Here is a 14,017-nt window from a genome sequence, read left to right as displayed (position 1 = left end):
CACAACCAGAGGTCGATTCTCATAACGTGGCCCATACTCGCGGCGGGTGGCACGGCCCAAATCCAGATATATGTAGAAGGCGGAAAGTATCGCCGGTCCAGTCGTTTCGATCATCCCGCGTACTTCGCGTACATCGTTCGAGCTCCCGTGGACAGCTCAAGCAGACTATCGTCCGTGAACGGACCAGCGACTGACTACGACTCGTTCTAGATGCGCGCGCGTCCTCGAACGCGCGGTTCGCGGCTCAACCGCTCACTCGCCCTGGCTGGAGTCAGCTTGGGCCGGATGTTATCCAGAACGTCTAACGCTGATTTGCGGACGTTCGGGCGTGTGTGCCGGGTCAATGCTCTCCATCTGGAATCTCCAGATAGGCAGGAGATCGTCGTCGCGTTCCCAGTAGTCGTCTGGGATGAGATCACGCAAGAAGCCGGGTTCAGGTTCCGAGCTCAACGCGGTTATCTCACCGTCTTCGTCGACAGTGTCCATGTGGTAGAGGCGGGAGTAAACGGCGCTGAGCGGTCCGAGAAACGCGAAGCCTTGCTCGGCAATCTTGTCGATGTAGTCCTGATCTCCGAACGGTTCCTGTATGCATACGATCTTTGTTACCACGTCGGCATGGGTCAACTGGACCTCGACGTTCTCGGTCCAGTCGCTCCCCAACATGAAGGTGACGGCCATTCGTTTCTGGACCGGATTGGTCAGTACATGCCCCGCGGCAGCGATCTCGATGGCCGCTATCTGAAGTTCATAGTGTCCGTCGCCGAGCCGTTGCTGGCCTTCGGGTTCGACGTGGACGGTGAAGGTCAGTGGTGGCTTCGTCGCGATCCAGGCGTCGCCGAGTGCAGCCATCTGGCTGGCCCGCATGGCCTGGTTGATCTTGAGCCGGACCTTGTTGGCGTTGACGGTCATGATGTCAGCGTCGACAAGGGTCCAGATCTTCAACCCCGCCCAGTAGTGTGCGAACAGCAGTCGCGCACCAGCCATCGCGGCATATCGTTTGTGAGCGTCAAAGTCCTGGCGGCGCATCACGAAACCCTCGGACATATCCTTCGGCGCGACGTTCTTAACCTCGACCAGCACTCGTTGCCCGTCCGCGAGGACGAGCATGAAATCGGCGGGCAGGATCGCGCCGTCCGTATCGTCGCTGTAGTAAATGCCGAAGTCCTCCGGCTTGATGAACTTCACTGCCCCCAGTGCGACCACGACAGCTTGAAAGAGCGCTTGAACGCGCAGTCCATGGATCCGGCCTGCACTACCCAGGGACGCGGACAGCCCGGAGCGCAAGACTTCGACAACGGCGGCGATGCGAGCGGGATCGCGGAGAGGGCTCGGGCTGGCGCCCGGTGTGTCGCTGATGGCCATGAAGGCCATCGCTTCGAGTTCCGTGTTGACCGAGCGGCCGCGTCGGAGCCCCATGACCCCTACCTTTCAGCGTGCGGCAAGCAGGCGATCCGCCCCCGCAGCATGATGAAGCACATTACCCGCAGGCAAGCGACCGCTCTCCGGGTTTAAGTACTCCTGCCCTGGGCGGTGCCGGGCTAGGAGCGGTTGGTTCACACGACGTACCTGAGGCCGGGCCACGGCAGCGTGGCCGCTTCACTCAGCGCTCACAGCGGCGTGGGCTTACCGGATGTTCCTCTTTGAACTACTACGTCGAGCACCGACGCCTTCGTCCGCCGCGCATCGACGGAGTCGCGAGGCGAACAGACGGCTATGACCTCCGCCGACCTCCTCTGCCCGAGGTGATGGTCGAGGTGCCGAGTTCGATCCAGCAGCCTTTCGTCAGGTCGGGAAGAGCATCGAGAATATGCTGCAGAACGTCGTCGGCGGCATGAGCGGTCGCCACCAGACCCGTGCGGGCACGAACCACCGCCTGGTCGCCGAGACCGTCAGCGGCCGAGTACCGCACGTCGTTGTAACCCCCATACCGTTTACCTGTAACGATCTGGTTTGTGTGGTCATAGACGTCACGCGCGTTGCCTGAGACCTGATCGACACCGGCAACATACTCATGCTCAAGACGCCAGCGGTGAAAGTTCTCGGCACGGTGCTCAAACGCGTCGCCCCACTCCGGCGAGGCTTCCAGGTCTGCCAGCCGGTTCACAGCCGCTGCCACATCGCCTTGGCCCGCGGGAGCGACATCGCGCAGCGCGTTGAGGGTCACCTCGTTGAGCGAGAGCCATGCACCACGATCGGTGGAATTAAACGGCTTGTATCCCGGCCCAAGCCATTTTAGGACTTTCTTTCCGCCCACGCCGTGGGTTGCCATCCGCTGCTGTGTCGCAGCGTCGGTGCGCAGCACACGGGCAATCAAGTTGATCAGGCGGTGCCCGACGGCAATCGAGGTCTCACACACCGTGTCCGCGTAGTACCGCTGGCCCAATCCCATCCGCGGCGCGACTTTGCCTTGCTGCAGGCCCCGTTCGAGCCACGCGATCTCGATGAGCGCCGCCGTACCGAGCATCAGAGACTCGGCGGTCGAGCCTGAAAGCGCGCGGGTCTCACGCCACTGGCTCTCCGCGATCGGGACCGTAATGTCGGGCTCGAAATGATCGGCACTGCGATACATCCACAATCGGTGGCACACGTCGTGGATCCACTCGATGCCCAGCTCCTCCACGGTAGGCGCGGGCAATCCTGAGATGTGGGCGCCGAGAAATGGCAACCTTGTGTACCCGACCTGCCTCTGCACACGGTCGGGCCCGGCCGCGGATTGCGGTTGTGCCGCTTCCGCGTTCGTGTCAAATGCATTCGCATCGGCACCCACAGTTGCCTCCTTTTCGAAGAGCTGAGCGTACATCGGCATGCCCACGTCCGGCCTGCCAATTTCCGTGCCCCCGGGGCAGCACTGGACTCAGCCGCCATCCGCGACTGGGCAACCAAGAACGGACGCAAAGTATCGGCCCGAGGAACGAATCTCCCTGACGTCACCGAGGCATACAACAAGGCAAACGCATAGACCGCACGGGGGGCTGCTCTTCAAGTGTGCGCGCGCAGTCGCCAGATCAACTGTTGATCAACGTTTGTCGATTATCGAACGCCGTACCTACGGCGGAGGCTGCTGTGCGAGTTCTGCGAGGGTCCTTCTACGTGACCCATACACCCACCGACCCCACCACTGGACGATGACCCGCTATTCAATCGGCCACGGCCCGGTTTTCATGCTCACACCGCGACCGGACTGCGACACGCACACCCACCGTCGATAGCTGCCCACACTGGACCGAATCGGGTCGCTTCCGCCTGAACACGACGGTCGGCCTGGCCTGAACTTCGGCGGAATGTCGGGTACCGATCCCGCCCCGGTCGCGATCGACAATTGCGAGGCCAACCCTTCTGTCGATCCTCAGCGAGTACTGGTCGGAATTCTGCGTCCAGTTTGCCCGGAAATGCACGCGGAAATCGGCCAACGAGCACTGAACCGCTCAGTCGAGTGCAGCTATTCGACAACCCTGTGCGATTGACTCGCAGCTGTGAATTCGACTTTGCTGGAAAGGAATACAAATGGTCGGTAGGTTTCGGTCTGCACGCGCCGAGGCGCGGTGGCGAACCGCCGTCGCAGTATTGACCGTGGCGGTCCTGACCGGTCCGATGTCTGCATCTGTCGCGGAAGCGGCTCCGCTACCCGATACAGGCAGCGGAAGCTCCGGGAGCGGGAACGAGCCCCCGACACCGCCGCCGTTGACCACCACGGTCGGGCCGGAGGGATTCACTGCCGTGGTTGGTGCCGTGGAAGTCACCGGCGACTCGGGCGTGGCACCGGTCGGCACCGCCGTCACCGTGGCAATGGCTTCCACCCAGCTCAACGCGGCGCAGGCCGAACTCGCTGATGTGATCGCAGCACCGGTGTCGATCCGGCTCGGCGACGGCAACATGCAGCCCGCTACACCGATCACCCTGCGGTACAACCTATCCGGGTTGCCTGCGGATCGTCTTGGCGGCACAACGCACCGTTCGGTTCCGAAACTGCTGTCTCAGCACCAGGGCGACCAAACCGCGACATGGACCGATGCGACATGGGATCCGGGTACCAAGGTGCTCACCGCACGGCTGGGACAACTCAGCATTGTCTTTCCGTTCGAGATCAACTGGGACCAGACCAGCACGTGGCTCGGACAGAAGTGGGGCGAGCTGACCGGCACCCGGTACCCCAAGCCCGGGTGCGCGTTCACCGACTACATCGACGGTGCGACGAAATACTCACTGCCACGAGTCAATTCGCCTGGTGTCGGGCCAGTTCCCGGCACTGACGATGTGGTCTGGCCGTGCCTGGATCGTGGATCATCCGGTGCAGCCCGCCTGACGCTGCATTCGAACACCAGCTTGGTATGGGACGCAACGACCGATCCACCTATCGACGGCGTGATCAACACCGACACGATCGGCACCGTCGATGATGTCTTCAACTGGATGGCAGGGGAAATCGGTGCCGGACTGGACGGAGACGCGACCCAGATCTTGACCGGCGGATCGGCGTCGTTCGAAGCGAACCTCCCGCCGAGCTCCGCGACCTTGACGCCGAACGCCGGACTGACCACCTTCCAAATCCTGGTCACCACGATGAAGCTCGTCACCGATCGCCTGACACGAGGACAGCCGCTCGCCCAAATCAAACCGGCCGGCGAGTGCGTGCGCCAATCCATGGATCTGGCCGGGAAGAACCCGAGCAACGTCGACGACGTGTTGTCCTCAGCGCAGATCGTGACGCAGTGCTTGGTGAGCTATGCCGAACAGACCGGCGCGCTCACCGAAAAGGGCAGCAACGTCTTGGCGCTCGCGCACAGCTTGACGGAGTTGTTCGCTAGATTTGACGGGCAGGCACGTGGACTGGTCGCCACGATCAGCGGCCCCGCGAGTCTGACCATCACCCGCAGTTCTACCGGCGGATCCGGTGTGTTGCAGCAGGTCCCGCTGACCGGTTTCCCAGACCCGAGCCAGCTCGCGATCGGCCCGAATGGCGACCTCTACCTCGCAAGCCACACGCAGGGAGGCAAAGTCGTCAAGTACGCCCCCGGTTCGACGACTCCCGTTGAGCTGCCCTTCGCTCAGCTGTACTACGTCGTCGGAATCGCCACCGACACGGCAGGGGCGGTGTACGTAGCCGACACCCCAGGTGGTCCCGCCGGCGGACATCTCGTGCAAAAGCTGGCCCCGGGAGCAGCCTCAGCGGTCACCGTGCCGTACTCGCAGGTGCAGCGCCTCGTCGACGTGGCAGTGGACGGTCAATTCAATACGTACGTGCTGGGAAAAGATCCGACAGCACCCGAGAGTCACGCTCGCAATCGAGTTGAGAAGATCGAGGCAGGGACGAACACGTCGACGGTTCTGCCGTTTCTGCAGCCGAACTATCCTGGACGCACCGAGGTAGCAGCCGGATCGGGCTGCCTCGCCGCGTCGCCAGACGGGGTCATCTACGCCGGCGGCAACTACGACGGAGAAACCGGCGGTATCGCCGACCACGGCATTCTGCGACTCGACAACGGAACCACAATTACAGTGATCCCGCTGTTCAGCAACGAAATCGCGCAGAAATGCACCACAGCAAGCAACGGAGATCTCTTCGCTATCGTGTCGCGCCACGGGCCAGGCGGCGACTTCATCGATACAGCGCTCATGCGGTTTCCCACAGGATCGACTACAAGCTCCGTGATTCCCACAAACGGACTGATACTTTCCGATGTCGCAGTTGCCAATTCCGGTGATTTGTACCTGACCGGGAGGACCAGCCAAGATCCCTCAGCGGTGTATCGAATCGCCGCAGGGGCCTACTGACTGCAACATGGATCGGCTGACCGGTCGAGGACATCGGTAGGCCTCGACCGGTCAACACCACGCTTAGCAGTAACCGCATATAGCCGCGCGCTATATGCGGCAACACGGTCTCCGAGCTGGCGTAACTGCCCCGGTGCCACGGTCGACTCACGAAACTATGAGCGGTAGCGCCCAGGGTCGGCGCGACTCTCGGCCTCCTGGAAGGCCGATTGAGCGCTACCGGAAGATTTCACGCCGATGTTCCTCGACCCCCGTGCCCGGCTGAAGTGCCGGATTGGAGAGGCCCGCCAGCGCATCAGCTCAGCTGTCGAATTTCAGCAATTCCCACGACAGCAGATCTTCCAGTCGCGGGTCTTCTGCCCGCCACGCGCTATACACCGTGTACGCGAGGTACGCGAGATCCATTCCGTCGATGCGATACGCGCCGGCGACCCTGGCTCGGTAGTGCTTGTCCGGGCCACCGTCTCGGAACTCGACGTCATAGTCGATGTCGACCTCTTCGTCGGCATCCGGGTTCTGGTCACCGACGTAATCGAGGTGAATCTGGAAGTAGAACTGGCCCGTCGATTCGCGATCGAGCCTTTCCACGATCGCGAACGGCCAGCGTGCGTTCAGGCCCGCGAAGAGGTCGTGCACCTGGGTGTCGGTCGGATCCTCCAGTGTCTGTCCGCTCGCGTCGGATGCTCGAAGTTTCGGGACAGTCACGCGAACGAGCGTAGTCCGCGATTGGCGGGGCGTGGGGCCTGGTCGGCGCCGGAGTGCTGGTGGTGCTCACGCCGTGCGTGCTCCTGCCCGGGCTGACGATCTACTGCCTCGTGCGCGCGGCCGCGGCAGGCTGGGGCTGGCTGCCCTGGGCCGTGCTGTACACGATTTTCGCCGTCGTCCTCTGGCCCGCAGCCCTCGCCGGACGCTCTCGCCCGCTGGACCCGCAGCCCCCGACGAACACCCGGCCACGGCCGGGTCCCAAGCATCGCTGAATCCGGAAACGAAATTTCCCGGCCGGAAGCACGAATTCCGGTGCGGGTTGAACATCGCCCTGCACCGGAATTCATTGCCTACCAGGTCTATTGACCCATGCAGTCATGATCGCAAGGCATACCGACAAAGCGGACATCGAGAGTGCCACTCCTCGGCAGTACAGAGCGCTACTGATGATCGAGATCGTCTGTGTCCGTCGATCTTCAGGTGCTGCCGCGTGGCCGGTGGAACCGCGCGCCACGCGGAATAGAGTGTTCGCGTACGCAGCCTCTAACGCCCGACTCATCGTCATGCCGGAACTCAACCGCTCAGCTCGGTCCACGCAGTGACCAACGCGCAAAGTTTAAATATAGGAAGAGACCATCACGTCGTGAGCACCGAACTGGTCGGGAAGACCGGCAGCAAGGAGGAGAAATAGGCCAAGACGGGCCCGTCGGCAGCCGACCATACCCACCGTAGCGTGCCGTTGCCTCGCTTGAGCGCGCGCATCTTGCATACCGCAACAAACGCCAAAAGTCAAGCCATCACTCGAATGACTGTACCGAACCTCGCGCCGCCGTAAAATGAAAGCCAAATATTGGAAGGACACGCCTTCTGGGCGTCGTCAATATATCTGCAAGACCTGCAGTTGGATTCTTTATATTTGCCAAAACATAAGCCGAGGCAAATACCTACCTCAGCACGACAGGTAGCACACTAATCTTTACAAACGGGTCAAACAGGAACTGGAAATCCGAAATGGATAGCAAACGACGCAGTTTGATTCTTGGGCTGACACATGGTCCCCGCTTCCTGCTACTCGGCCAGAATTTGGGCCTCGATCGGTCGACGGCCCCGCCGCCGCTGCCATCGGAGGCAGAGCCGGGCACCGATCTCGCCGAAGAATTCGCCGCATACAGCGATAGGATGCTTTCCGACGCACCCAGCGAGCAGCTACTTCGCCTGGCCGGCTACAGCTGGAACGGAGTATTCACCAGCCGCATCGACGCTGCACTACCACACTTGTTCGAAGCACCATGGCGGCGAGTTGCCGCGACCGGCGGTGCTCAACTCGGACGCTTTCCGCGCAGTGCCACCGAGTTGATAGTACGAATGCTCTTCGGCGGCGTAGAGCTGGTTCCCGACGAACGTCCACCGACAAACGCCATACAAGAAAGTGACACTCGAACACGCGCGCGCGATACGCTGTTCACCTTTGCTACCAAGCTGATAACGCCTCGCGGTATAGTTCTAATTGAATGCTTTGGTCGGCAGGATTGGCTGAGTACCGAAGAGATGTACTCTCTCTTGACCCGCCTGCAACCCGGGCAAGCCCACCTGTTTTCAATGACACCAGAATTGGCGCGCGACCAGTTCATAGATGAAGCTGTTCGACGCGGGCAATTGATCACGCACTCATCCTCCGCCGCGGAGGCTCTCGACGAACTTTCACATAGTGGAGTCTTGAATTTTCGGTACGAATCAGCCGACAGTTCTGGAACACGCCTCATCCCGGTAAAGAACGGATTCGCCAAAATTGGGGTCGATATTTGGAACCAGGTCATCGGCTCGGTCCGACCGATCGACACCGAACTACTGGAGCCATCACCCATGGGACCCGATCCCACTGAGTACCAGCGCCTGCTCGAACTTCTCGGTTCCAGTGAGGGAATGCCACCTTGGAAGTCGATAGCAAGCGGGATGAAGATCACCAGAGACTTCGAGGAAGAACTCCTGAGGCGAGTTCGCAAAGGGCTCAGCGAGCCGAACCCGAAGCCGTTGATTCTCATGGGACAAACAGCCACGGGCAAATCAATGGCACTGTGTCAGCTGGCCATCGAAATCGCCAGAGCCGGTCAATTCGCCGTGTTGCACCAGTCTCGTCGAGGCGAACGCCCGAACCTCTCGGACATAGATCGATTCTGCGCATGGGCCGAAGAGAACAGCCTGCCCGCCGTTCTGCTCATCTGGGATGGCATGGAGTCTCCGGATGAATACTATGGCTTGAACAATGATCTCAGGGCAAGAGGACGCCGTGTCCAGATCGTCGGCAGCAGTTACAAGCTTCGACGGCGACCGAAATCAGAGATTATCAGTGCGTCGCCCGATTTGTCAGAGGCCGAGATAACCGAGATGAAAGCGTGGCTTCGGCGATTCAAAATCCCTACCCCGGAGCTGAGTGATCATGAGCTCGAATCATCCCTTCTCGCGTTGCTCTACCGAGCCCTGCCGCAGACGGAGCGAGGCTTACGCAGAGGCCTTTCAATGGAAATGCGGGCATCCGAATTCGGCCTTGAGAAACAAGCACGCAGTCTCGACAGAACCGAGGTCGGATGCTACGGCGCAGTAGCACACGCATTGCTTGTCGCCGGCTATGAAATCAAAGTATTTGTGCCCTCCGATCATCCCGACGAGGAGATGAAAAGCCTCCATTTCGACCAACGCTCGACGGCCGAGCAGCTGACTGCGGTGGTACTCGTGGCAGGTAGACGGGGCCTCCCGGTACCACTGGAACTGCTGCTCAGAATCATCGGCAGGGCAGGCGTCAACCAGATCGTGGATCTGGTCACCAGCTTCGATATTTTCCGATGGACCGAAGACGAGAACAGTGGCGAACAATACATAGGGAGTCGGACGCAACTCGAAGCCGAGTTGCTGGCGCGAGAGAATATCACTCTCGAATCCGAGGTCGAGATACTAGCACAATACATAACCGAAATTCATGCCGATTCCACACTCTGGGGCGGTCGCGAAGTTGAATTCATCGTCGATTTGATCGGACGCATCGGACCACAGGCAGCAGGTCTGAATAATTCGAGCGAATACAGCCGCTATTATGGAGCCCTCGCCGACTCGCTGCGCGATCGCCGGGAGCGCGGTGCGCCAGGCCATCCACGCCTGGTTCTGCTTGAGGCCAATCTTCGGCGTGAGTATGTCGTCAAAAATAAGCGAGATCTACCGAAGTTTGATGAACGACTTCGCATTCTGGAGTATTCTCGGTGTCTACTCGAAGCTACGGCGTATGAAGACAACGTTGGAAAAAGAACTCGATTGTTCTTGCTGGTCGAACTGGCGTCTACGGTCGGCGCTGAGATATACGAACTCACCGCCAACTCCGTCCAACCAGACCGGGTGATGAATTTGATGGAACGGGTGGTAGAAATATCACTCGAAGCCAGAGCACTCGATCCCGAGAACGTGTATCCGGTCGATGTTGTTGCCTGGGTGAGCGACAACCTCGTACGAAAGTCGAATCTGACGCCTGTCGACCGCGTACGGGTTTTGGCAGATGCCGATGCATCTTTGGACTCGTTCGACTCGGAGCTACTGAACCCAGGCCAGCGAGCAAACTATCTTCAACGACGCGCCAATATCGCCAGTCTGATGCAGGATCAGGCGCGAGAATCCAATTATCTGGATGTGCTCCGACAGAGCGGCGACCCGGCAGCGTACTATTGCTTGGCGCGCTATGAAGCAGATACCGGCGCAGCTGGCCTCGCCGCAGCAGTTGAGCGATTGATGACCGCTCCCGCCGCTGTTCGTGACGACTGGCGTTGCTCGCATCTGCTGTTCGATTTGTTCTGGAGATTGAAGGCCGGTACCCCCTTTTTGAGCAACGAGCGGATCGCACTTCCGTTCAGCCGCGCCGATTGGGAAGAGTGCCTGAAAATTACCGACTTGATCACACGCCCCGCCCGGTATGTTCGCTATAAAGTAGACTTCTTGCGCGGGATATCGCTGTTCCATCTCGGCAATTTTGCGATATCGGACGAGGTCTTCAAATCGGTCGAACGACAATCAACCGACATGTCGAGGCGCGTTCTGTCCTCATATGTGGTCTCGAATCCGGACGGAACTGCTCGTGAATTCACCGGCCGTGTTACCTGGGCGGCCGCAGATGGCAGACGCGGTGCCGTGTGGGTCGATCAGCTCTCGGTGGAAGTGAATTTCATACCGTTAAGGTTCTCGGTCAGCGAGCTGCGGAAGCGAGGCGATCTGCTACCGAAGTTTCATATCGCCTTCAATATGCGCGGCACCATCGCCGACCCGATCCGTGGGTCGTCGACTCGTCCCGAGACGAGGTCGGTGAAATGAAAACGGCTACGATCTTCGCAATGTCCAGCCTTCAGGAAATAGATCAGAAGAAGAGGTTGTGCGCTGGCGTCGGGCTACGCTCTGCAGCGGAAGACACCTGGCTGGTCGACAGCTCGACCGAGGCCGAGTTCCGCAAGGTGGTATCTTCGTATTATAAACTCTGGAAAGAAACCCTCGCCGATGATATCGCCTTCCTCAAAGATAAACATGACCGGCATCCTGCCGTGGATTTGTTCACAACACTCATCCTCAACATTCGCACTGCTAACGAGCATACGAATGCGATTTCTGCAATCGAGGTACGAGATAGGTGGGTCCGCTTGGTCACCGATGGTGTGGCTGAATCACAATGGGCAGTCTGCGGGGTAGCACTCGCCGAGAGTCTCGCCAAGGCTCTGGCTGAGCTGTCCGAAATCGCGTCCGATATCGTTACGTCTGCGGAATTGCGCGCAGAATGGCGGGCCCGCGAATCTGTCAGTGTTCCAGCCGTCGTAACCAATGTCGCATCGGATCTCGGACTGAAATTCCCCAAGAACGAGCTGGACCGTCGGATCAGAGTGGTGACAACGCTGTGGACACGCGAGGTTCGATCGGACGGGCGGCCACCGATCGAACGATTGGAGTCATTGGCCGAGCGTGAACTGGTCAACACCTTCGTATCGCTCCCATGTTCCTTCCGAGACATCCTCGAGGAGCTCAGTATCGGCGGCAGCTTGGACGCAGCACCGGCGTTGCGACTTGCGCATTCTGTCAACGAGATTGCCGAGTTGCCAGGCAATGCATTCGTCGGCCTCGTTGCGAAGGTGTGGACCGACCTGGTCGATGTCCGTGGCAGCACCCGATAACGCTCCCGGCTCACTCGGCGGCCGAGCCGTCATCACCGGATCAGACCGACTCGTTCCCACGTTCCGCATCCGCCAACCCGAAACCCTTGAACCGCGATACCCTGCTCGTCGAGAGAACCCGCACCCCCATGAGCTTCCACCCACGAGCCCCGCAGCTGACGATCCTGGGCACATCACCCCCGACCATCAGCCACGGGCACCAAGCCCTGCAGGACGGCACCATCGCCGCCACAGTGGGCGGCATCATCGCCGGCGGCTTCGGCGTCGAAGCCGCCAAATCGTTTGTCACCACCGATGAAGGCGGCCGCTGGTACTTCGTGGCCGCGACTTTGATCGGAATCGCCGTCATCAGCCTGGGCACACTCCTGCGCCAGCACACCGGCCGCCGCACTCGCGTTGCGATCGTAATCACCGCACCTGACGCCGCCCGCGGTCTAACCGGCGCCGCTCAACTCGACCAACAGGCCGAACGCTACGCCCAAAGAACCTGCACCGTCGCCCTCAAAACCGCAATCCCCACCACCGACGGCCAACGCCCCACTCGCCCACTCATCGAAGCACTCGCCGACGAAACCCTGTCCGCCATCACACTCGCCGAACGACTCACCCCCGACGCTACCCAATTCCATCTCATACCGACCATGCCCCTGCACGCCGGATTCTGGTTCGGCACCCGACTTGGCAGCGCCCACGCCCGCGACATCCGCATCCACCAAACCCTGCGCGGCAACGGCACCAACACCCACTTCGACGCAATCTCATTGCGCACCTCCACAACAGCCACCCGAACGCCACTAACAATCGAACAACTGCACCACTTCACCGCAGGCGAACCCACCCACGCAGCACTCGCACTCGACCTCGAAAACCGAGGCGCCACTTTCGATTCCGACGTCAACACCATCTGCGTCCAACAGCGGATCAGCATCGTGCTCACCCTGCGAAACTCCACACACCAACTCAACAACAACCCCGAAACCTTCGAAGCCGCCGTCGCCCAAATCAGCCACGCCTGGCGCAACGCAGGCCTCACACCAACCGCCCGCAGCGGCCGACACACGATCTTCCTCAGCGGCGCACTCTCCATCGCCATCGCACTCGGTGCCCGACTCGCCGCCGCGGAACACGGCCGATGGCAAGCCTTCACCTTCAACCGCGACACCGCCACCTACGAACAACTCCCCACCTGGCCTTAATCCCCCTGTGAGCCCGGACGTCCGGCCTCACAGGGGTGGTTCAGTGCGCTTCTGCGCGTGATGACTACTACTACGTGGCCGAATGCGCCGTCATTGTTCGTGCACCCGGCAGTGCGGCTGATCGCACCTGGGCCGCGCGGCCGAGTGCCTCACCCCGAGCAGCATTTAGCTCACCCCCGTCACGCCACAACGCCAGCACGCACCCGCAGCCCAACCAGCGCACTACATTCCACCTCAGCTGCACCACCGCAAGAAGGTACGCGCCGTGCTGATCCCACCAGCCATCCCCCCCTGACGTCGATCGACGAACTGATCGACAGCCTGCGCACCGCACCACCACCCGTCGCCGAACCGATCAACCGCAGCATTGTCTACCGCATGTGCACCGTCGGTGATGCTGGACGCTTCCACGACAAACACCTATTCCACACGTTGGCTGGCCCGCCGCCCGCTTGACCAGGCCCGTCCGGCCCGCCTCACATCGGCAAGCGATCCCCTCACCACGCCTGGCCGAGATCTGCCACGTCACCTCCATCACCGGCGACGACCGCGAACTCGACACCCTGCTGCTACGCCTGCACATCGAAACCGCCTGCCGCCGCGGCGGCGCCCTGAACCTGCGCCCGTGTGACCTCGACCCCCACAACAGTCTGATCCTGTTGCGCGAGAAGAACGGCATCGACCGCTGGCAACCGGTCTCCCCCACCCTCATGGCCCACCTACAACACCACGCAGTACAACGCCGCAGCCCACCAGAAGGTCAGCTCCTGCGCTACCGCAACGGCAAACCCATCACCCGCCGACGCTACGACCACCTCTGGACCCGCATCGGCACCCACCTCCCCTGGGTCGCCGCCCAACGCATCACCACCCACTGGCTACGCCACACCACCCTCACCTGGGTCGAACGCGCCTACGGCTACGCCACCGCCCGCGCCTACGCCGGCCACCGCACCCGAGCCCACGGCACCACCACCACCTACGTCAAAGCCGACCTCTACGAAATCACCACCGCCCTAGCAACACTCACCCAACAACCCCACCCCCTACTCACCCACCAAACCGACTAACAAAACACGGTGCCGGTCGCCCACCACAGCGACCGGCACCACCCACACCATCGAATCCGCCTCCGCAGCAAACCTTTCGACA

The 14,017-nt window shown here is 60.9% G+C and carries 10 protein-coding genes; 7 read left to right on the top strand and 3 right to left on the bottom strand.

What is annotated here, in order from left to right; all coding sequences use genetic code 11:
• Positions 1-288 precede the first annotated feature (288 nt).
• Entirely contained in the window at positions 289-1,416 is a 1,128-nt protein-coding gene (locus NN4_RS14605; protein ID WP_147130775.1) for a hypothetical protein, read from the bottom strand.
• A gap of 295 nt (positions 1,417-1,711) precedes the next feature.
• The gene (locus NN4_RS14600; protein ID WP_222595061.1) at positions 1,712-2,767 is read right to left on the bottom strand and encodes a hypothetical protein; all 1,056 of its coding nucleotides are present in this window, start codon (positions 2,765-2,767) and stop codon (positions 1,712-1,714) included.
• Here NN4_RS14600 and NN4_RS47135 point away from each other — a divergent pair.
• Both NN4_RS47135 and NN4_RS14590 read left to right on the top strand, forming a co-directional pair.
• Positions 2,714-2,959: an Lsr2 family DNA-binding protein gene (locus tag NN4_RS47135; protein WP_443093876.1), complete on the top strand. Its 246-nt coding sequence runs from the start codon at positions 2,714-2,716 to the stop codon at positions 2,957-2,959. The genes NN4_RS14600 and NN4_RS47135 overlap by 54 nt on opposite strands.
• Positions 2,960-4,362: 1,403 nt before the next feature.
• Positions 4,363-5,772, top strand: coding sequence for an NHL repeat-containing protein (locus NN4_RS14590; protein ID WP_147130769.1), 1,410 nt, complete (start codon positions 4,363-4,365; stop codon positions 5,770-5,772).
• 300 nt (positions 5,773-6,072) lie between these two features.
• Here the strand turns inward: NN4_RS14590 and NN4_RS14585 are convergent, their stop codons facing one another.
• A complete protein-coding gene (locus NN4_RS14585) occupies positions 6,073-6,477 on the bottom strand; it encodes a hypothetical protein (RefSeq protein WP_147130767.1) in 405 nt (134 codons plus the stop codon).
• Between the two features lie 59 nt (positions 6,478-6,536).
• Here NN4_RS14585 and NN4_RS14580 point away from each other — a divergent pair, with 59 nt between their 5' ends.
• The 5 genes from NN4_RS14580 (at position 6,537) to NN4_RS14565 (ending at position 13,935) form a co-directional block, all read left to right on the top strand.
• Positions 6,537-6,749 (top strand): hypothetical protein, encoded by a 213-nt coding sequence (locus NN4_RS14580; protein WP_147130765.1) that lies wholly within the window; start codon positions 6,537-6,539, stop codon positions 6,747-6,749.
• Between the two features lie 739 nt (positions 6,750-7,488).
• Positions 7,489-10,824, top strand: coding sequence for a P-loop NTPase (locus NN4_RS14575; RefSeq protein ID WP_147130763.1), 3,336 nt, complete (start codon positions 7,489-7,491; stop codon positions 10,822-10,824).
• 20 nt (positions 10,825-10,844) lie between these two features.
• A complete protein-coding gene (locus tag NN4_RS44965) occupies positions 10,845-11,669 on the top strand; it encodes a hypothetical protein (RefSeq protein ID WP_186818422.1) in 825 nt (274 codons plus the stop codon).
• Between the two features lie 128 nt (positions 11,670-11,797).
• On the top strand, positions 11,798-12,865 hold the full coding sequence (locus NN4_RS14570) for an SAVED domain-containing protein (protein ID WP_186818421.1): 1,068 nt from the start codon (positions 11,798-11,800) through the stop codon (positions 12,863-12,865).
• 452 nt (positions 12,866-13,317) lie between these two features.
• Complete coding sequence (locus NN4_RS14565; protein WP_147130758.1) at positions 13,318-13,935, top strand: tyrosine-type recombinase/integrase; 618 nt, start codon at positions 13,318-13,320, stop codon at positions 13,933-13,935.
• Positions 13,936-14,017 lie beyond the last annotated feature (82 nt).

The sequence above is a fragment of the Nocardia ninae NBRC 108245 genome (assembly GCF_007990755.1).
GTDB lineage: Bacteria > Actinomycetota > Actinomycetes > Mycobacteriales > Mycobacteriaceae > Nocardia > Nocardia ninae.
Note: the sequence above shows the minus strand (reverse complement) of the source record. Positions and strands in the feature narration are given on the sequence as shown.